This window comes from Roseofilum acuticapitatum BLCC-M154 (genome assembly GCF_030068475.1).
Taxonomy (GTDB): domain Bacteria; phylum Cyanobacteriota; class Cyanobacteriia; order Cyanobacteriales; family Desertifilaceae; genus Roseofilum; species Roseofilum acuticapitatum.
In genome coordinates, this window is sequence record NZ_JAQOSP010000109.1 from 34,835 (window position 1) to 55,671 (window position 20,837).

At 43.5% G+C, this 20,837-nt stretch carries 18 protein-coding genes; 6 read left to right on the forward strand and 12 right to left on the reverse strand.

Annotated elements, in window-relative coordinates; translation table 11 throughout:
- The first annotated feature begins 16 nt into the window (after positions 1 to 16).
- Positions 17 to 1,399, forward strand: coding sequence for a hybrid sensor histidine kinase/response regulator (locus tag PMG71_RS17355; protein WP_283754971.1), 1,383 nt, complete (start codon positions 17 to 19; stop codon positions 1,397 to 1,399).
- Between the two features lie 423 nt (positions 1,400 to 1,822).
- Here the strand turns inward: PMG71_RS17355 and PMG71_RS17360 are convergent, their stop codons facing one another.
- Together PMG71_RS17360 and PMG71_RS17365 are read right to left on the reverse strand one after the other, a co-directional pair.
- Complete coding sequence (locus tag PMG71_RS17360; RefSeq protein WP_283754972.1) at positions 1,823 to 3,079, reverse strand: AAA family ATPase; 1,257 nt, start codon at positions 3,077 to 3,079, stop codon at positions 1,823 to 1,825.
- Positions 3,080 to 3,256: 177 nt separating this feature from the next.
- On the reverse strand, positions 3,257 to 3,598 hold the full coding sequence (locus PMG71_RS17365) for a TMEM165/GDT1 family protein (RefSeq protein WP_283754973.1): 342 nt from the start codon (positions 3,596 to 3,598) through the stop codon (positions 3,257 to 3,259).
- Positions 3,599 to 3,729: 131 nt separating this feature from the next.
- On the opposite strand from PMG71_RS17365, the gene PMG71_RS17370 reads away from it, so the two are divergent.
- Together PMG71_RS17370 and PMG71_RS17375 are read left to right on the forward strand one after the other, a co-directional pair.
- Entirely contained in the window at positions 3,730 to 4,626 is an 897-nt protein-coding gene (locus tag PMG71_RS17370; RefSeq protein WP_283754974.1) for an S-methyl-5'-thioadenosine phosphorylase, read from the forward strand.
- Between the two features lie 177 nt (positions 4,627 to 4,803).
- Positions 4,804 to 7,260, forward strand: a complete 2,457-nt coding sequence (locus PMG71_RS17375; RefSeq protein ID WP_283754975.1) for an HAD-IC family P-type ATPase — start codon at positions 4,804 to 4,806, stop codon at positions 7,258 to 7,260.
- A gap of 337 nt (positions 7,261 to 7,597) precedes the next feature.
- Here PMG71_RS17375 and PMG71_RS17380 read toward each other — a convergent pair whose 3' ends face one another.
- The 10 genes from PMG71_RS17380 to PMG71_RS17425 form a co-directional block, all read right to left on the reverse strand.
- A complete protein-coding gene (locus tag PMG71_RS17380) occupies positions 7,598 to 7,807 on the reverse strand; it encodes a hypothetical protein (protein ID WP_283754976.1) in 210 nt (69 codons plus the stop codon).
- A 175-nt stretch (positions 7,808 to 7,982) separates the two neighbouring features.
- Positions 7,983 to 10,229 carry an EAL domain-containing protein gene (locus tag PMG71_RS17385; RefSeq protein ID WP_283755083.1) on the reverse strand — a complete coding sequence of 749 codons (2,247 nt, stop codon included), beginning with the start codon at positions 10,227 to 10,229 and terminating at the stop codon, positions 7,983 to 7,985.
- 146 nt (positions 10,230 to 10,375) lie between these two features.
- The gene (locus PMG71_RS17390; protein ID WP_283754977.1) at positions 10,376 to 10,816 is read right to left on the reverse strand and encodes a response regulator; all 441 of its coding nucleotides are present in this window, start codon (positions 10,814 to 10,816) and stop codon (positions 10,376 to 10,378) included.
- Between the two features lie 115 nt (positions 10,817 to 10,931).
- Complete coding sequence (locus PMG71_RS17395) at positions 10,932 to 13,157, reverse strand: ATP-binding protein (RefSeq protein WP_283754978.1); 2,226 nt, start codon at positions 13,155 to 13,157, stop codon at positions 10,932 to 10,934.
- A gap of 36 nt (positions 13,158 to 13,193) precedes the next feature.
- Positions 13,194 to 13,964 carry a cobalt ECF transporter T component CbiQ gene (cbiQ, locus tag PMG71_RS17400; RefSeq protein ID WP_283754979.1) on the reverse strand — a complete coding sequence of 257 codons (771 nt, stop codon included), beginning with the start codon at positions 13,962 to 13,964 and terminating at the stop codon, positions 13,194 to 13,196.
- Positions 13,965 to 14,154: 190 nt separating this feature from the next.
- Positions 14,155 to 14,442 (reverse strand): RNA-binding regulator, encoded by a 288-nt coding sequence (gene rbp / locus PMG71_RS17405; protein ID WP_283754980.1) that lies wholly within the window; start codon positions 14,440 to 14,442, stop codon positions 14,155 to 14,157.
- Between the two features lie 133 nt (positions 14,443 to 14,575).
- Positions 14,576 to 14,848, reverse strand: a complete 273-nt coding sequence (gene rbp, locus PMG71_RS17410; protein ID WP_283754981.1) for an RNA-binding regulator — start codon at positions 14,846 to 14,848, stop codon at positions 14,576 to 14,578.
- Between the two features lie 104 nt (positions 14,849 to 14,952).
- The gene (locus tag PMG71_RS17415) at positions 14,953 to 15,114 is read right to left on the reverse strand and encodes a hypothetical protein (protein ID WP_283754982.1); all 162 of its coding nucleotides are present in this window, start codon (positions 15,112 to 15,114) and stop codon (positions 14,953 to 14,955) included.
- Positions 15,115 to 15,199: 85 nt separating this feature from the next.
- A complete protein-coding gene (gene rbp / locus PMG71_RS17420) occupies positions 15,200 to 15,478 on the reverse strand; it encodes an RNA-binding regulator (RefSeq protein WP_283754983.1) in 279 nt (92 codons plus the stop codon).
- A 167-nt stretch (positions 15,479 to 15,645) separates the two neighbouring features.
- Positions 15,646 to 18,729, reverse strand: a complete 3,084-nt coding sequence (locus tag PMG71_RS17425) for an alpha-mannosidase (RefSeq protein ID WP_283754984.1) — start codon at positions 18,727 to 18,729, stop codon at positions 15,646 to 15,648.
- A 110-nt stretch (positions 18,730 to 18,839) separates the two neighbouring features.
- Between PMG71_RS17425 and PMG71_RS17430 the strand changes: the two genes are divergently transcribed.
- The 3 genes from PMG71_RS17430 to PMG71_RS17440 all read left to right on the forward strand — a co-directional run bounded on the left by PMG71_RS17430 (position 18,840) and on the right by PMG71_RS17440 (position 20,813).
- Entirely contained in the window at positions 18,840 to 19,871 is a 1,032-nt protein-coding gene (locus PMG71_RS17430) for a hypothetical protein (RefSeq protein ID WP_283754985.1), read from the forward strand.
- Between the two features lie 107 nt (positions 19,872 to 19,978).
- Entirely contained in the window at positions 19,979 to 20,095 is a 117-nt protein-coding gene (locus PMG71_RS17435; RefSeq protein WP_283754986.1) for a photosystem II reaction center protein I, read from the forward strand.
- A 184-nt stretch (positions 20,096 to 20,279) separates the two neighbouring features.
- Positions 20,280 to 20,813 (forward strand): hypothetical protein, encoded by a 534-nt coding sequence (locus PMG71_RS17440; RefSeq protein WP_283754987.1) that lies wholly within the window; start codon positions 20,280 to 20,282, stop codon positions 20,811 to 20,813.
- The last annotated feature ends 24 nt before the right edge of the window (positions 20,814 to 20,837 follow it).

Sequence of the window (20,837 nt, forward strand, 5' to 3'; positions counted from 1 at the left end):
ACTCGCTTTCCCTCCCATGAATCACACTCCCAATCATCCAGAACCCGCTAATATTTTGTTGATTGATGATATGCCCAACAATCTTCGCTTGCTGTCGAGTTTGTTAGGTAAGCAAGGATATAAGGTCAGAAGCGTGATTAATGGAGCCATGGGACTCAAAGCGGCTCAAGCGAAACCACCGGATTTAATTTTGCTCGATATTAATATGCCCGACCTCAATGGTTATGAAGTCTGTACTAAACTCAAGGAACATGAAATAACCCAAGAAATACCCGTCATTTTTTTGAGCGCATTAGACGATGTGATTGATAAGGTAAAAGCTTTCCGTGTCGGTGGCTCAGATTATATTACCAAACCTTTTCAAATTGAAGAAGTGCTAGTACGGGTACAAAATCAGTTACAACTGCGACAAGCACAAAAAATGCTGGCCCAACAAAATGTGATTTTAGAGCAAGAAATCTGCGATCGCAAAAAAATTCAGGTATCTCTAGAAGAACGAGAAACAGAGCTGAAACAACAAACTGAGCGTTTAGAAGCCGCTTTAATGAAAATTCAGAAAACTCAATTACAACTGGTTCAAAGTGAAAAAATGGCCAGCTTGGGACAACTGGTTGCAGGTATTGCCCATGAAATTAATAATCCGATCAGCTTTATTTACGGTAATGTCCATTATGTCAGAGATTACTTAGATGATTTAGTCGATACCATAAAAAAATATCAGAAAAATTATCCTGAACCGACAGAAGATATTAAAGCGTTTACGGAAGAAATTGATTTAGATTTTGTGATTGACGATCTCAAGATGATGATGACTTCCATGGAAAGTGGTGTGGAAAGAATTCATGGGATTGTTTTGGGACTGCGGACTTTTTCTAGACTCGATGAAGCCGCGATTAAATCCGTAGACTTACATGAAGGGATTGAGAGTACCCTATTAATTGTTCAACATCGATTGCACCAAAACCCTAATCGACCAGCTATTAAAGCGATCAAAAACTATGGTCAGTTGCCTAAAGTCACCTGCTATTCTGGACAAATTCATCAAGTTTTTCTGCATCTGATTGAAAATGCTATTGATGCCCTAGAAGATCAAACCTTTGATGGTTTAGCTTCGGATGATTCTATTCCTACTTTAGAAATTAGCACTCACCTGATGAACGATGAACAAGTGCAAATTTGTTTTAAGGATAATGGGGTTGGAATTCCAGATGAGATAAAAACGCAAATTTTTAATCCATTTTTTACGACTAAATCCGTCGGTAAGGGGAGTGGTTTGGGGCTTTCCATTTGCTATCAAATTATTGTGGAGCAACATCAAGGACAACTGAGTTATACCCCATTGCCTGATGGGGGGAGCCAATTTACGATTCAAATTCCGATTCATCTGAATGAGTCATGAGTAATGAGTAATCCAGATTCCAAGTGCTGTGACTGCACTCAATGAGTGCATTGGGTTTTAGGGAGTGCGAGCGTCTCGCTCGTTGTCTCCCCTAGGGAGCAAGTCAAATTTTGTAAGGTGGGCACTGCCCCACCCTACCCGTTTACTCATTACAGCAGTTTTCGCGCTTTATGTGGGACATCTTGATCCCCCTTTCATGTCCGCTTGCGGAAAATCCCCCTTAAAAAGCAGGGGGTTTTCCTATTCCCCCCTTTTTAAGGGGGGCAAGGGGGGATCTTTTACTGTCCACCGATACAGCGCTTTGCGCTGTATTCATTACTCAAGTATAACTAGGCTTCCAACTCCCGCACGGCCTTAAAATAGCCCTTTTGCCCGCCAAATGCCTTGATGATTTCCATCGGTGTTCCCATTAGGAGATGCCGATTACACAAAGTGATGGGTAAAGTGATGCATCAGATCGACTCGACCTTTACGCAGCATAGCGCGATCGAGGCGTTCTGTGGTGTTACAGGTCATCATCACCACGAGCCGTTGTTGCAGTTGAATGCCATCTTCATCGATGACGCTTTGATAGAGGGTTCCATCTAATAAGCTCAAGATATGCTCAGTTTTGGTGTTGTCTTGTTTGGCGGTTATAGAGCGGTCTTGAGCCAGATTATCAGCTTCGTTGATGACGAGACAAATTTTTTCCAGGTAGGTGGGAGGCACAAAGTTTTCCACGGCATCATGATCGAGGATGAAAATCACATATCCTAGGGGCATGAGGATTTCTTTGGCTACGGCTTGCGTCCAGGCGGTTTTGCCGGTTCCGGGTTCCCCATGGACAAGGATGGCGAGTTGTTTTTGGTCAAGGATGCTCTGTTGTACGGTGTCGGTGAATCCTTGGATATCGGTGGGAAAGGTGCGGATGGGAAAGTGGCTTTGCACTTGTCCCACACGGCTTTGATAGCCACTGAGCATGACGGCTAGGTTATAGGTGGCTTTGTTGACGAGGGGGGCAAGGTTGTTTGCAATGAGCGTATAGCGCCGTTTTCCTCGTCCGAGGTTTTCGACTTGTAACCAAACTTTGGCTTCTTCCCAACAGGAATAGACGGTTCCGAGGATTTCTAGACGCTCCCAAAAGTCTTTGGACGATTGGCTAGAGGAGGTGTTGATACCGGTTTTTTGGTTAAAGCGATTGATGGGATAGTAGAAATAGCGGTCGAGATAGTATTGGGTGATTACGTCGGGTTTGTCGAGGAGGGCGAGGATTTTGAAGACGGTGATTTCTTGTAGACGGTTGAGGACGAAATCAATGGGGATGCGATCGCGACTTACTGATTGTACTACAGGCGTTTCCGTCATGAGTACATCTTTATAGCGATAGTCGGGAAACGGCGGTTGGGGGGTAATATAGTCCCAATATTCTTCCAGGTTATAGCGGGTATTTTCAGAGAAGAGGTTGAAAATATTAGCCCACCAAGCATACTGGTTGCGACCCAAAGCATCGGCTAGGTCACTTACGGCTCCCATGGTTTTGTTGTTGAGTTCCCAAAAGTCATTGGCGAGTAAATAGCTAAAATGCTCCCAATCAAATTCACGGTTTAGGGGTCGCCAGCCACTGCTGAGTAACCCTCGACTTTGGGCTTGGTTGTTATAGTTCGGATAGTTTTGAGGATGATCGAAATAAAAAGAGTCCATAAGATTGGGATCAAATTAAGGTTTTCTCAACAATCAATTGTTTACTGAGATATTTGCTGATCTGAGTTAAACGGTCTGAAGTCATTAATTTTTTTTAATACAGCAGGTGTTGTCATACTACATTATAATACAGTTTAAGGATTGGCTTGTTAATTTGGGCGATCGCCTCTTTTCCTCTTAAATCTGTAGCATATCCCACAATAAGGCCACGGAAACAATCAACAAAATACCTCCCGCTAAGGTATCGAGTAGACGAGGAGTCAGATGGGAGGCTAACCACTGACCCACCCAAACACCTAGGAAACTGGTTAAAACTAAAGCACTTCCCGCACCGAGGAAAACAATCACAGGAGAATGGGATTCTGCGGTCATCAGCAGAGTCGTCACTTGGGTTTTATCCCCAATTTCGGCTAAGAAAATGGTGATAAACGTAGACCAGAAAATCCGAGTCGCCGGTTGACCAGCTTTTGGGGCAGTTTGCGGTTCTTTCTTGAGGGTATCAGGAGGATTAAGGGTCACAGCAATTGCATCTCGTAACTTGAACTACAGAGTAACATAAAATCTGCTCCTCATTCCCGACTCCATCCTCTAAACGATCCGAGTTTGGTGATAAGGTAGGGCAGAAGTTCTTTTCTTGACTTATCTTTTTTATGACCTATTCAACAGAAAGTCACGCTAAAATCGGTATTATTGGTGGCAGTGGACTCTATCAAATGGAAGCCTTGCAAGATGTGCAAGAAATCTCCATCGAAACGCCCTTTGGTTCCCCTTCTGCTCCTCTGATTGTTGGTCAACTTTCAGGCGCTCCGGTGGCTTTTCTCGCCCGTCACGGTCGAGGTCATCATCTTATGCCCTCTGAGATCCCTTTTCGGGCTAATATTTACGCTCTCAAAAAAATTGGGGTTGAATATCTTATTTCTGCTTCGGCAGTTGGCTCTCTCAAAGAAGAAGTTAAACCCCGCGATTTGGTCATCTCTCATCAATTTATTGACCGCACTAAACATCGAGTATCTACGTTCTTTGGTGAGGGAATTGTAGCTCATATTGGTTTTGGTCATCCGGTTTGCGCCCAACTCAGCCAAGTTTTGGCAGAAGCGATTGAAGGTTTAGATTTACCGGACATAACCCTACATAAAGGGGGGACATATCTGTGTATGGAAGGCCCTGCTTTTTCTACCCAAGCAGAATCTAAACTTTATCGCAGTTGGGGGGCAACAGTCATCGGGATGACTAATATACCGGAGGCTAAATTAGCGAGAGAAGCGGAAATTGCCTATGGCAGCTTGAATTTAGTTACCGATTATGATTGTTGGCATCCGGATCACGATCATGTGACGGTTGAGATGATTCTAGATAATTTATATCATAATGCGGAAAATGCCCAAAAAGTGATTCAAGAAACCGTGCGTCGGCTGCATGAAAATCCACCAGTTTCTGAGGCCCATTCGGCGTTAAAATATGCGATTGTTACTCGACCAGAGTTTATCCCGGATGCAACCCGCGAAAAGTTGGGACTGTTGCTCGATAAGTATTTGGTTCAGGGCTAATCCTGCTCCATACTCCTTGAAAATTCAGGATGTTTTAATTACGGTCTGCTGGCAAGTAGACGAATGTTCACAATTGAGAGACAATTGCGATCCTCCGGACAAGAGAATGGGTTTTTCAAGGGAAAGAGTTAACCCATTCTCTATTATTGATGCTCTATTTTCCATTCAAAATGACTTATGGTAAATCCTCACCCTATACCCACTGGATTAACAGACGAGCAAGTGAAAAGCCGCTATCGGTCAGGCTTGCATAATAATGTGAATTTGCCCAATAGTCGCTCCTACCAAGATATTCTACGGGAAACTGTGTTTACTTTCATTAATGGGGTGTTCTTTTCGATTTTTACGCTGCTGGTTTCCCTGGGACGCTACAGTGATGGGGCGATTGTGATTGTGGTGTTATTTAGTGCGGTGATGGTAAGTGTTTGTCAGGAGATTTGGGCAAAGCGTAAGTTAGATAAGGTGGCATTGTTGACTCGTCCTCAGTCTTTGGTGATACGCAATGGCCAAGAACATACTCTCGATCCTCGTGAGATTGTACAGGGGGATGTGTTGCATCTGATTCCTGGAGAACAAATTATGGTGGATGGGGAGCTGTTGCAGGGACAGATGGAGGTGGATGAGTCCCTATTGACGGGGGAGAGTGATGCGATTGTGAAAAAACCGGGCGATCGCCTGCTCTCTGGCACGTTTTGCATTAGTGGGAATGGGTATTATGAAGCACAACAGGTGGGCAAGGAAACCCTAGCCTATCGCCTGGCTTCGGGGGCTAGGGCGGTGCGACAGGTGTATACACCTTTACAACAACAGATTAACCTGGTGATTCGCATCTTTATCTTAGTGGCTGGTTTTCTGTGGATTTTAGTGGCGATCGCCGTTCTCAGTCGTACCCTTTCAGTCCCTGATGGGGTGCAAAAAGCGGCGGTGATCTCTAGTTTAGTGCCTGCGGGCCTCTATTTATCGATTACTCTCGCCTATGCTCTGGGAGCGGTGCGGATGCTGGATCGAGATATTCTAATCCAACAGGCGAATTCCGTGGAATCCCTAAGCCATGTGGAAATCCTCTGTTTAGATAAGACGGGAACCCTAACCGCGAATCAAATTGAGGTGCATCAGTTGGAGACGATTCAGGGAGATAGAGCGCGTTTAGAGCAGATTTTAGGGGTGTTTGCAGCCAGTGCAACGACGCAAAATGCCACCAGTGAGGCGATCGCTCGCTACCTTCCCCACCCCCCCCAACCGGTGAATAGTGAAGTTCCCTTTACCTCGGCACGCAAGTGGAGCGGTTGCATTTTTGCCACAGGTGAAATTCAAGGAACCTATGTCTTAGGCGCTCCGGATATTCTTGCTCGCACCATTCCCCTGGCTGAGGAGATCCGGGAAACCATCCACCAGTGGACAGAACAAGGCTATCGCGTCTTGCTGTTTGCCGGTTCTGAAGCGGTGGTGAGCCTTTATGATGGGGAAAATACCCCCGCCATTCCCCCCACCCTTGTGCCTTTGGGATTGGTAATTTTAGGGGATCAATTGCGTCCGGGCGTGTTAGAAACGCTGCAAGGATTCCAGCAAGCAGGGGTGCAACTGAAGATTATTTCGGGAGATTATCCGCAGACGGTACAGGCGATCGCCCGTCAAGTCGGATTAAAGGGCAATCTAGCCATGATTTCGGGAGCGGAGTTAGCCCAAATTGAACCCCACCAATGGCCGCAAGTGGTACAAGACTATACCATTTTTGGGCGCATTACCCCCGATCAAAAAGCCCAATTGGTCAAAGAATTACGCCAAAAAGGAATTTATGTAGCCATGATTGGGGATGGAGTCAATGATGTTTTATCCCTGAAACAAGCGAATTTGGGGATAGCCATGGAAAGTGGCAGTAAAGCCACTAAAGCAGTAGCGGATTTAGTGTTATTAAAAGATTCGTTTGTGTCCCTCCCCTTTGCTTTTTTGGAAGGGCAACGCATTCAAAACGGAATTCAGGATGTTTTGAAGTTGTTTATTATCCGCATTTTTTCGTTTACCTTACTCATTTTAGCCACCGGTCAAGTGATTGGCACATTTCCCTTATTGAATAAACATAGTGCTTTGGTAACGGCGCTTTCCGTGGGCTTTCCGAGTATGAGTTTGCCCGTTTATGCTAAAGCCGGAGGAGAACAGAGTGAAAACCGCGTACACTCTTTATTCAGGTTTATTTTACCGGCTACATTATCAGTAACCTTAGCCGGATTAATCGTCTATTTAGGCTATTTAGTCACCAGTGTTTGGCGAGCGGTGAGCCGTGATGGAATCGTCATCATTGATAATGAGTTATTAGCCATTCCCCGCAGCGCCTTAGTCACCCTCTTAATCCTGTGCGGCTTAACCTTAATGTTGTTTCTCAAACCCCCAACCCGGTTCTGGGTGGCGGTGGAACCCCTGAGCGGAGATTGGCGATATACGGCGGTTGCGTTGAGTTTGTTGGGGTTATACGGCTTGATTTTGGCGATCGCCCCCGTGAGAACCTTCTTTGACTTGACGCTCTTATCGGTATCAGATTATGCGTTTATTCTGGCGATCGTTTTGCTGTGGATGTATCTCCTGCGCCTCACCTGGCGACGCAAATGGTTAGAGCGTTTCTTGGGGAAATTTCATTAAGTTGAAGTATCTAAAGCTATCTCATACCATTTCTCTTTAAGTTTGCACTTAATATCAAGTCCGATTGTTCATGTCCGCGAAGCGGAAATACCATGATTAAAAATTTAGGGAGCGAGACGCTCCCACTCCAGTAATATCAAGGGATTAGAGGAGTGCGGGCATCTTGCCCGCTTCTTCACCCTTTATCCGGACTTAATATAATTCGTGTCGATTTTACCGTTCGGTGTTGGCGCTTTAGCACTAAAGCGCTCACTACAAACAAAATTTAATGCATCAAATTAGCTGAAACAATCCACTACGGCAAAACTATTAAACGCATCATCATAGAGAAATGGTATCACCACTCATTTTCATCTACCTGCCGGCAATTTTGCCGAATAGCTTGCTGCATCTCCTCTGCCTCAGCATCACTTAAAATCCCGACAAATTTTGCCAGAGGGTGTTCTGTTTTACTGACTTGAATTCGATGTAAAAACTCTAGAACTTTTTGCACTACATCATCGGGCACTTGTTCAAGTTCTTCAATTAACTGTTGACGCTTATTCATTGTCTAGAAACTCCATTAGCTAAGATTCTGCTTTATCCTATCCTAGATGATTACCCTCATCCTGACGATATCCCCATTCTCTAATGCTTCCCAATTAGTCCGAGAGATATTGCTCAAGTCTTTTCCGCTTACGTTATCTGTATTTTCGCTTCTAGGCGATCGCCTTCCCTGGTATTTATCCCCCCAAAGTACCATAGTTAAACTCAAGCTTTTTTCCCAGATTAAACGGATGGGGCTTATGAATCCCATAACCCTGAGCATAGTTAATCCCCAAGCCTCGCACCTGCTCTAAAATTCCTTGATTTTCAATCGATTCGGCAATCGTTTTCAAACCCATCACTTGGGCAATACGCTGAATCGATTCAACCATCACCCGATTCACAGGATCGTCAATCAAACTTTTAATAAATGTTCCATCAATCTTTAAGTAATCAATCGGTAATTGCTTCAAATAAGTAAATGAAGACATGCCACTGCCAAAATCATCCAAAGCAAACTGACAACCCAACTCTTTTAATTCCGTGATAAACCTGACTGCCTGACTTAAGTGAGTAATGGCCACCGTTTCTGTAATCTCAAAACCAATTAGAGAGGGTGGAATATGATATAACCAAAATTGTTCCTTAAGAAACTCTAAAAACGAAACATCATTAAAACTAGCTCCTGATAAATTGACCAAATAAATGGGCTTCAAAAGGCGAGTAGATTTACTTCCCGATCCTTCACTGATGTGACTTGATAACTGTTTAAATAAATTACGAATTACCCATCGATCGATTTCTGGCATCAAATCATAACGTTCAGCCGCCGGTAAGAATGCCATAGGAGGAATCAGTGTTCCATTGCCATCAATCATGCGGATAAATAATTCACCACAAGGGCGATTTTTGGATGTAGAATTAATGGGAATAATTTGCTGGATATACAAGCAAAATTGATTCTCTTCTAAGGCGCGATTAATTCGAGCGACCCATTCCATATCCCCTTGGCGTTTAGCCACTTCCCGATCTTCAGCTTGGTAAATATGAATCCGGTTCCGTCCACCATCTTTGGCCGCATACATTGCCGTATCTGCCGCACTTAGGGCAATATGTTCATTGTTAATTAAGCGATCGATCGGGACTAAGCCAATACTGACTCCTATTGTAAACAGTTTGTCTTCCCAAACAAAGCGAAAACCTTGAATGGTTTCAATGATTTTCTGAGCAACTTTTTGTCCTTCTGCCAGGGAGCAGTAATGCAACAATAACCCAAATTCATCTCCACCTAAACGGGCAAAAGTGTCCGTTTTACGAATTTTACTTTGGAGAATTGCTGTGATTTGAATCAGAAGTTGATCTCCGGCAGAATGACCACAGGTATCATTGACAATTTTGAATTGATCTAAGTCTAAATAGCATAAAATATGCTGTTGATTAAATTGATGGGTTTCTAGAAGAGCAGCTTTTAAGCATTGCTCAAATTCGCGGCGATTAATTAAGCCGGTGAGGGGATCGTGGCTGGCTTGCCAAGAGAGTTGATGGGCAAGATTGCGGGCTGAGGTGACATCTCGACAAACAATCACAGTTCCCACGATGCGATCGCCCTTGAAACGGATAGGAGCAATGCATAGTTCAATAATGTACTGTTGGCGATCGCTCTTGGAGTACAGGCTGTAGTTCGAGACTTTGATAATTTTTCCCGTGGTTAGGCTTTGACTCACTAAGAATTCAATCGGTTTTTGCTTAATATCGCTGCTAGAGAAAATTTCCCGAACCGATTTGCCTTGCGTTGCACCACTGGTTAAACCAATCAGATTTTCTGCTATGGGGTTGAGGAATTCAACTTTATTTTTCAGATTGGTGACAATCACTGCATCACCAATAGAGTTGAGCGTGATTTGAGCCAGTTCTTTCTCTTGCTGAAGGGCTTGTTCAAGATTCTGGCGATCGCTAATTTCTTGTTTCAGACGCAGATTCGCTTGCACTAAATCACTGGTGCGCTGAACCACCCGATTTTCTAAGGTTTCATTCGCTTTTCGCAGAGCATCAGAAGCTTGTTTGCGTTCAATCGCATAGCGCAGAGATCTCATCAGCAGCTCCGTATTTAACTGCCGTTTGATCAAATAATCTTGCGCCCCTTGACGCACTGCATCAACCGCCAAGGAACTATCGGTATTATTGGTAAGTACAATAATCGGTACATCTGGCGCTTTCTCGATTAGAGGAGACAGGGACTCTAGCCCCTCAGCATCCGGTAAACTCAGATCCAGCAAGATCACTTTAAACACCTGCTCCTCCAGTTGATGGAGCGCTTCTGATAACCGACTCACATGAGTTACTTCAACTTCCATAGAGGGCGCTTGTTTTAAACGCTCTTGTAAGAGACGAGCTTCTGCACGGTTATCTTCGATTAACAAGATCTCAATTAAGGGGTCTTCCACAGCCAATCACCCTTCCCAACCATTTTGATATTTATGATACAGTTTTTAAGCCTATTTTCATATTCTAGAAGGAATGTTCTCCCTTAGAACATCAAAGTTATCTTTTGTTTACAAAAGTTAACTATTTAGCCAAAAACCTTTAGGGATCAAGCCAGAGGCAGAGAAACGGTGCGAAACCAAAATACTTCGATTTGTTCAACCAGATGAAAAAGCTGTTTTAGATTACTGGGTTTATGAAGATAACAATTTGCATGTAAATTATAGGTTTCTTGAATATCTTCGGGTCGTTGAGATGTACTTAAAATCAAAACCGGAATATGTTTTAGAGTTGGATCGGCTTTTATTTCTGCTAATACTTCTCGACCATTTTTTCGGGGTAAATTTAGGTCTAGCAGCACCAGATCTGGAAGGATGCGTTCAGTAAATGGAGGCTCAGAACGCAAATAGGCGATCGCATCTACCCCGTTGCCTACGGATTGAATCTGATACGGTTCCGTCATTTTCTTGAACCCTTCCTGAATTAAACGTACATGGGCCGAATTATCCTCAATCATTAAAATGCGATGAGGTTGAGCCAAATGAGTCATTTTAAGTTATTACCTACGTTTTATATTAAAAAATGTTAATTGCTTTCAAGTAATCATAATCATAGAGATCTCTAATGTCAAGTCTAAACCTCGTACTAATTAAACCCTTCAGCACTTAGATAGTTCGCTTAGGCAAAGTAAAGTAAAAGGTCGATCCTGCACCTAAATCCGATTCTACCCATATTCTTCCTCCGTGAAATTCCACTATTTTTTTACATATAGCTAGTCCAATTCCCGTGCCTGGGTATTCTTCGCGAGTGTGGAGACGTTGGAAAATCGTAAAAATACGATCGGTCATTCCTTTCTCGATACCAATTCCATTATCCTGTACCCAAAATAACCACTCTTCTGTCTCTTCTCGAACTCCGATATAAATCTCAGGAGTGCTATCCCGATGAAACTTTAACCCATTACTAATTAAATTCTGAAACAGTTGTGTTAATTGAGTGGGATCAGCCACAATCTCCGGTAGAGCATCATAGGCGATCTGAGCCTCCATTTCAGCAATTCTCACCTGTAAATTGCTTAAACTGCGTTTGAGACAATCCTGAGAATTCACCCGTATCAACTCTTGTCCTTTTCTCCCCACCCTTGAATAGGCTAATAAATCATCAATCAAACCTTGCATATGGCTGACTCCTTCCACCACAAATTCTAGGAAGTCTTTACCATCTCGATCGAATTGATCTTCATAACGCATTCCCAGTAATTCCACATAACTAGCAATCAGATTTAATGGCTCTTGTAAATCATGGGAAGCAATATAAGCAAATTTTTCTAGTTCTGCATTAGAGCGCTCTAACTCTTTGGTCAATTTGGATAATTCATCCACTTGATTTAAGATAATATGAATGAGAGACTTACGCAATTCTTTAGCGGCTTCTATTTCATGAGTTTTCCAGGGCAAAGATGTACCGCGAATAATTTCCTTCCAGGCTTCAAAAGAATTGCGCGGCAAGAGTTTGATGTTATTCTCATCATCCCTAATTTCTCGATAACTTTCATAGGGATTTCCTCCCCAATTAACAGTCTGGAGGACTTCGGGTCGAAACCAGAGGAGATAATTATTGTAGGGGATATGAATCGCTAATAATCCCACTGCTATTCCCTGGAAAGTTTCTGCTCCTGAGTAAACATGGGATAAATTTTGAGTGTAGAAAATATCTTTTTCTGGATGTTGATTGAGCCATTGAATTAACTTGTTCAGCTCTTTTTCTGCGGGAGTTTTTCCTAGAGTAGTATAGGAGCCGTTCCAAAAAATGGCAGCGCCTTGGGAATTGACTAAATCTAATAAATTGGGTCGATGATTAACCAAACCATCAACAAAGGTATGATCCCGACCCATAAAAGCCAGCAGTTGAGATTGAACACTACTAGATTCAACCCGATATTCATAGATTTCATGATCGGTTTTGGTACTCAACTCTAAGGAAAAGAGTTGACAGATGAATTCTCCAACCTTCCTGATTTCATAGGGGATATATTTGGGGCTATTATGGTGACAAGAGAGTAAGCCCCATAACTTTTCTTCTTTTTTCAAAGAAAAGACTAGACTCGCACCCACTTCCATGTTTTGCAAGTATTCTTGATGACAACTGGAATATCCCCGTAAAATGGAATGGCTTAAATTGAGATTTTCCTCGCCAACCGATTGGGGATGGGATAATATGGGAATAGTTTTTGCATGAATATCTGGAATCATCCTCATCCAAATTTTATCTAATATTTCTAAAGTAAATTGAGTATCTTGTCGGGGAAAATATAAACCCAAAAAGGGTTCCAGATCGAAATTTTTAGCTTCAGCAATGACTTGTCCATTAAAGTCTTCATCATATTGATAAACCATCACTCGATCGATTTGAGTGATTTTTTTCATTTCTTCAGCTAAGGTTTGGCAAGATCGTTGTAAGTTGATATCTGCTTTGAGCTTTTTACTGACTTCCTGGGTTAGGCTTAATAGAGAATACAGTTCAAGGTTATCAACTGATAAATTGCGATCAAATTCAAGGACAATATGCCGATCAATATTGCGATGAATAAAGGCAGAAATGATTTTAAGAGTGTTTTTGATTTTGATTGGGGTATAAATGGGCAAAATTCCAGAGTCAGGCAATTGAGCAATAGACTCTTCTAGGTGGTTTTGATCGAGTATCCGATCTACAGTATGACCGAGTAATTCTTGGGGGGAAATGCTGAACAGATCGCCGATATTTTCACTGACGTAAATGACTCTAAAAGAGCTTTCTTCTAGAGCAATTAATGCTCCATAGCTTTGAATGTAACCGATTCGAGTAATGTCTTGTTCGTAGGGCGGAATTTCTCGACCATAGTTGATTAACATAGGAGGTTCTAACTCAGGAATTACAAAGGGTAAGGATTAAGAGTTAAGCAGGGTTTGAGCGATCGCCAACCCTAGGGCAATCCCCAAGACTCCTATAGTCGCTATATAATCAAGGGGATGGATAGATGAGGCATATCTTAACATGCCATGAGTATTACCATATCCCCGCAAACGCATGGCTTGATAAACCCTCTCAGACTGTTCATAGGTTCTCACTAGGAGAGTGCCGATTAAAGCGGCTAAGGTTTGAATATTTTGCCAACTGAAGCGCTTGGGGTCAAATCCCCGCAAACGAGAAGCTATTTTCAGGGTTTTCAGGCGATCGCCAAATTCAGTTAAATAACGATAGCTCAAAAGCATCATATCTCCTACCACCAAAGGTAACCCCAATTGTCCCATTGCCTTAATCATAAGCAAAAAGGGAGCTGTACCAAACAAAATCAGAGCCACCACCAAAATGCAAACAAAGCGCACACTGATTAAAATTACGGCTAAACATCCCTCCAAACGCAAGGCAAATATTCCCCATTCCCACAGCACCGTTTCTCCAGCGATGAAGGGTAAAAAGATCACGATCCCCAACAAAAACCAGCCTGGATAGCGCAAACGTTGCCTTAAAAAAGACCAGGGGAGGCCAGAGATAGCATATAAAACTAAGGTTATTGCCAATATTATGGGTAACAAGATTAAAGATTGAATTCCTGAAAAGGCAAAAATTAACCCCATTAAGCCAATGAACTTACATCGAGGTTCCCAATGATGGACAGGAGAGTGAAGATCGGCGTAAGTATCGAGTTCTAATCTCATAGGAAATCAGCAGCACAGGAAAAAAGGCCTTAAAAAAGACACAAACAACACTAAGAAGAAAGTTTCTGTGTTTTCTGTGTCTGAATCGCTTCTAATGGATTTGAAGCCTTATCAAATTAATGCTAGACTTTCCTGGTTTTTGACTTCCAGTTATGTCTGAAGAGGCGGATATACTTACCCGATCGCTATCTTAATAGCGCTCTCTACGGTCTCTATCTCTACGTCCTCGATTATCCTCACGGGGTTTGGCCTTATTCACTCTAATCTGGCGACCCATCCATTCCGCTCCATCAAGATTGGAAATAGCACTGTCTTCGTCCGCTTCCTTCTCCATGTCTACAAAAGCAAACCCCCTAATCCGACCAGTTTCCCGGTCAGTCGGCAAAGAGACTCTCTTGACGGAACCATAGTCAGTAAAAACTGATCTTAGGTCGTCTTCCGTGGCCTCATAAGATAAATTACCGATATAAACTGTCATGAATTACCTCTAGAATCGATTGCAGATAAACCTATGAATTGAGTTGGTTCCCAATCATAGGTCTTGAGTTACAAAGGATTCAGTTCCGCTCGTTGTAGTTGTCTCTGAATCCTTTCCTATTCGATGTTGCGTCTTAGTAGCGTGGTTGTCTGTTTGAGCGAGTTTCACGGGGTTTGGCTTTGTTAACCTTCAAAACCCGCTCCATCCATTCAGCTCCATCGAGTTCATCAATGGCTTGATCTTCTTGAGCTTCCGTTTGCATTTCCACAAATCCAAAACCCCGCATCCGACCGGTTTCCCGGTCAACGGGCAAACTTACACGCGTTACACTGCCATATTCAGCAAAGACTTCTCTAACATCCTCTTCATTAACTTTATAGGACAAATTCCCAATATAAACGGACATGCGATACCTCCAGAATCATTTAGGTGCAGAAGTTGCTATTCGGAGATACGCCAAGCATTAACACAAACACAGTGATCTACCGATTTTAGTCTTCAGTAGACAGTTTAGCACACACTAGAGCCAATAGTGCGGTATTGATGAAGATTATTTTTGGGTAAACCCTGTCGGTTGAAACGAGATTGGAAATCCGGTTCTTGCCCAACTGGACTTTGGGATTTGGCGATCGCCTGTTTCTTAACGCTTCGACTCATCATCGTTATCATCATAGGTCTTTTCCCGCTTAGTCCTTTGACTGAACTTTCACCTCCAGCCAAGGGACTCAACTTTCCTCCTGATGTCTTAACCGGACAATCATCGGCTGCGATTATGACCACGGGATTCACGGTTTTCACGCGGTTTAGCCTTATTTACCTTCATCATTCTTCCCATCCACTCCGCTCCATCAAGGGTTTCTATCGCCTTAGCTTCTTCTGCCTCCGTACTCATATCTACAAACGCAAAACCCCGCTTCTTACCTGATTCACGGTCAACGGGTAGAAAAACGTTGGTCACAGTGCCATACTCTGAAAAGACGTCCCTGAGATCGTTTTCTTCGGCTTTAAAAGAAAGGTTACCAATATATACAGTCATGAACTCACTCTAGAATCAATAGCATATCGAAGTTTATACCCGGAGATACTCGTACCCTTCAAGCCAATTAAAGCGAACCAAGTTATCTACCGATTTTAATCTTCACACCTCAGTTTAGCATAGGGGAAGAGTTATGAATCATATTAATTTTTCTTTACTCTCGATCCTCAATCCACCTTCTCGATTCTTTGTTGGCGACACTTCAACGTCAGAATTTCCCAAGGTTGAATCTCTAAGGGATTGTTTTCGTCCTCTTCTTCTAATAAATTAATCCGCTTGCCTTCATCCAGACCGAGATTATTTTTCATTTGTATACTCTGGGTTTTTCCTTGGGATTCATAACCTCTAATAATCCAATGGTGTGGATGATTCTCAGATGGCTTCACAGCCATCAAAATAAACGAGTTTGACGAAAACTCTAAACCCGTCATTTGGGTGGGCAAAATTCCTCCACTATCTGGCTCTGATAAAGGACAGCAATACACTTGTAAAGGATGGTTAAACTCATATCCCCGTTGGACAGTTCCTGCTGTTTCCCAACTGCCCACATGGGGATAGAGAGCATACTTAAATTCATGCTCTCCCCAATCCGCTTGAGGATCGGGCCAAGTTGACCCCCGTAATAAACTTAATCTTAATTGATTGGGGTGAGGATCGTAGCCCGATTTATAATCAGAAATTAGACTTACTCCATACTCTCGATCTTGATCAGTTAAATCAGCCCAGTTGAGTGCAGGGACTTCCCATTTGGCTTCTTCTTGCTTAGTCTTGAATCTCGTAGGACGGCGAATCACACCACAGGGGATTTCATAAGTCATATAATTGGCTTGTAAGAGCAACGGAAAGCTTACCTTCAAAAGAGTCTGACGTTCTTGCCAATTGATATGAGTAGTAATTCTGAGTTGATTTTCATGACCTAATAATGTATAGTATTGAGTGATTTCAGAATTGCCCAACGTCCGAACAACTTTTATTTTTTTTACCAATTCCCCATAAGTCACCCATTTAATTTCTTCTAGCTTTGTGGGTGGTAAAGGGAAGTTTTGATAATCAGGATCAATATTCCAAGCATCCCAATATTGACCCCGATCGACAAATCCTTGGAGTTGGTTACCCAACCCGCTCAAAATAGATTGATGATGCTGGCGATCGCGCCATTCTAAGATATCCCCTGTTTCGGGATCGATCGCGACTGTGACTGCTTCATTTTCGAGGGTAAAATCCTTTGGAAAATTGAGGGATAAAAGATCTGTTTTGTTCGGCAGTAACCAGACCATTTTATAGCTAACAGAAGAGATATTATTAGCTAAAAAATAGAGATTATTACTATCAATTTGACTAACTAGCTTTTGTCCCTCTAAATCAACAACATTAGCCGAAATCATCCCCTCTGGAAGAGTCAGACAAACAACTTCAGAACGAGACCAATTAAGAGGATTAAAAATGAGCAGGGGTTGCGCTCCTAAAGCCGGACTTTGGGGGAAAGAGATTTGAGAAGCGATCGCCCTGAAAGCCTGCTGAATAATTTGTTCTGTAGCCTGGACTACTTTTTGCCATTCCTGATTAGCTTCTGCAAAAACTTGTGGAATAGAAGAACCGGGCAAAATATCATGAAATTGATTAAATAAAACAGTTTTCCATGCCTGTTCTAATTTAGGTTTAGGATACTCACACCCGGTTAACAAACTAGCGCAACTTGACCACAGCTCTGCTTGATATAACAACCGTTCACAGCGACGATTATAATATTTCTGATCGGCATGACTGGTATAACAGCCTCGATGAAATTCTAAATATAGCTCATCCTCCCAAATCGGATACTCTTTCTCTTGAGCTAAACGATCTAAATAAGTGTGAGCAGTAGTAAACTGAATCCGAGGCAAAAAATGAGAATTTTGCGATCGCTCTGCGACCTCTAACATATCGCGACTTGGCCCCCCTCCATGATCGCCCACCCCTGGTAAACCAAGGACTTGTGCCTGTCCTGTCTTCTTTTTAATCTGCATGGCATAGCGGGTTAATTTGACCAGATCGATGCCTTCACCAATGGGTGCAGACATCAGGCTTAAGATCTGAGTACCATCTAAACCCTGCCACCAAAATACATCATAAGGAAACTCATTGGTATCATTCCATCGAAGCTTTTGAGTAACAAAATAATCAATTTTTCCCAACTTAAAGATTTGCGGTAGTTGCCAACAAAATCCAAAGCTATCGGGCAACCAAGCCACCCGATTAAGAATGCCAAACCGCTCTAGAATATACCGTTGTCCGTACAAGACTTGACGAATAATTGATTCCCCACTGACTAAATTGAATTCGGGTTCGACCCACAATCCGGCAATGATTTCCCATCTGCCCTCATGTACGCGATTTTGAATGGCGTTAAATAAGTGGGGCTGATGTTCTTCTAGCCAAGCATATAAAGCGGGAGTCGAGTGGCCAAAGGTAAGTTGGGGAAATTCTTCCTGCAACTGCAAGACGGAGGTAAAGGTACGCTCGGCGGCTTTCCAGGTTTCGGAAACGGGCCATAACCAGGCTAAATCGAGATGGGCATGGCCGAGGAGGAAAATCTGGGGAGTAGGGGGAAGTTTGAGGGTTAAAAGCCGATCGCCTAATCGTTCTAACTGGCGATTAAACTGAGGGCGATCGCCCACCTTAGACCAGTCTAACCCAGTCATTACCCCCATCAACCCCTCTAAAAATACGGGGTCATCCGATCCAGACAAAAACAAGCCTTCCAACTCATCCGCAAGAAAGGCTGGATCGTGCCCAATTTGCCCCTCAAATAGGGCTAAACTCCGCACCATAGCCCCCAGATCGTGCCCTGGACTGACCAAGCGCACAGCTAAATTAAACGTCATTTCCGGGGAAACTTCTGGAGATAATAAAATGCGAGTGGCACAATCAAAGAGATCTCCCTGCTGCACAGATTCGCCATTAACAAATACCTGAGCAAGGTCTGCCCACCACATCAGGCTCCATCTCAGGCATAATCCTTCTAGGGGATAGTTTTGCAACTGTTGGGGAACGGTGAATCGTTGTCCGAGCCAAAGCACTTGCCCCTTATCCCAAGCCACATGGCCTTTGGCATTGATCTGCACGGGACTCCAGGACAACCAAGTATCGGGATTAATGCCCTGGTTGATGGGCAGATCTTCGGGAGAGTAGAACCATTGAGATTGTAGATCCAGACAAGTGAGCGATCGCAATCGATCCAGTGTTTGTTGAAAAAGAGCAAAATCCATCATGGGTCATCAGTAATGGGTCATAGCCGATCTGCACTTCCCCCCATCTCGCCCCCGCCCTCTCCCAAATGCTATAGAATAACACCATCATACGGGTTAATGGGAGGGAAAACATGACTCTTGGCGATCGCTATCAAAGTCGGATTTTAAACGGGTTTCATTACCATTCTCGACAATGGTTAGACCGGGGAAACCGCGCCCTACGACACCTGAAAGTTGCTGCCGAATGGACAATCCAAGTCATGGTTTATCCCATTTATTGGCTCTTCCAAAGTGGGCGCACCATTAATCATCAATTTCAGCAAAAAGTAACGCCTTGGCTGAAAGGGCCAGAACTGCAAGAGGTGGAAGCGGATACCCCCATTTTGGAAATTTTAGAGGAAGTCATCCAACTTAATCCACCGGTTAAACTCCCTTCCTTAATTCAACCTACCCCTTCGAGTGCCTATCCTCTGCCCAAACAACTGCTCCAAGGTATTGCCAGTCAACTCGACTCTGGCAAATTAGTCCTGATTTCGCAGACCAATCAAACCCTAGATATTTTAAGGCCCGAACAGCAGCAAAAAATCCAACAGGCGATCGCCCAAAAACTACTCCCCCCCTCCCCAACTGCCCTACCTCAGACTCCCTTCTCTACTCTGGCTCAACAGGCCGACGTATTGCCCCCCATACGCCGCTTTTGGCAGCTCATGGCTTGGATAGAAAAAGGGGAAGTTGCCCTAGCCATTGATAGCTTTGGGGAGTCTCAAACCCAGCCACCCGAACCTACAGCCCAATTGAATAGCTTTACCGCTAACGCTCCTTGGCTGATTTCTTTAGATCTCCATCCACCTAGTGGGTTTAATTATGATGTTCCCTCAAGCCAACCCATTGCCCAACCCGCTCCTATCAAAACCGATGACCCTTGGTTAACCTCAGAAGAGTTATTTGGCCCGATCTCCACTCCCAAGCAACCCTCATCGATTCGTCAACCCCAAGCCTCTGCACCTCCAGAACCTGCACCAGATTACATTGAAACCCAAGCCACCAGCCATGAATATATCCTATCGCCTACGGAAAAATTCTTGCTCTGGCTCGATCGCCTTTTGCTAAAAGTAGAAGAACAGGTGAGTAAAGTCTGGCGTTGGCTGAATGAGGAAGTCTAAAGGAGGAATAGCGCAAGGGTATATAGTCTCGCTTCATCTCCTCTACTAGGTTTTTAAGCCAAATTTCGATATGATGATCCAAAGCCTATCTGTTCGGAGAAACATAAATGCTCACGCTCAAAATCGTTGTTAATATCGTTGTGCTTTTCTTTGTAGCGTTATTTGTATTTGGGTTCCTATCCAGCGATCCCTCTCGTAACCCCGGTCGTCGGGACTTAGAATAATCCTTTTTTGGTTAAACTACCGGAATAGTCCGTTAAATATTGTAACTTGCGCTACTTGGTGTTGTCCGGGTAGCGCAATGTCTTTAAACTCCAAATCTGCTATCCTCAGAAATGATCCTGACGTTAATCTTTTAAGAAGGAAAGGCGTTCTAAAGCCCCTTGTGTAACGGATGAACCCTAGATCATGTTTAATCTAAAAGCCCTATTCTTAGTCTTACCGTTGATGTTATCAGCAGACAGTGCGATCGCCCAATCGAGAGGATTAAATGGCAATTATGTGGGGGTGGGACAAACTCCCGATCGCATGATGGATAATTTACTCGATCCCACGGGTGCAAACTTTGTGGAAAGTCTATTAAACGAAACTAAACCGGGAGAGATGCGATCGCTAGAAGGACGATGGGATGTGCCTTTATTACCGGTATCAGTACGGGGATCGCTGGTGATGGAAGGCGATCGCCTCACCCTTGAACCAACCTTTTCCTACGATCTCCCAGTTACCCGCAATGCCAATATCTTTGTGGGTGCAGGATATCGCTTTGTGAATGGGGATGGAAATCAAGCGGTAGAAAATACCCCTGTTGTCACTGCTGGGGTAGAAAGCTCCCTATTAGATAACTTTATTGTTTATGGAAAAGCGAATTGGGAACTCAAACCGCTTCAAAATGGAGATCGCTCTTCAGTGAACCTACAAATGGGAGCTGGTTTGCGCTTTTAAGGGATGTTGAGGTCTAATGCAATA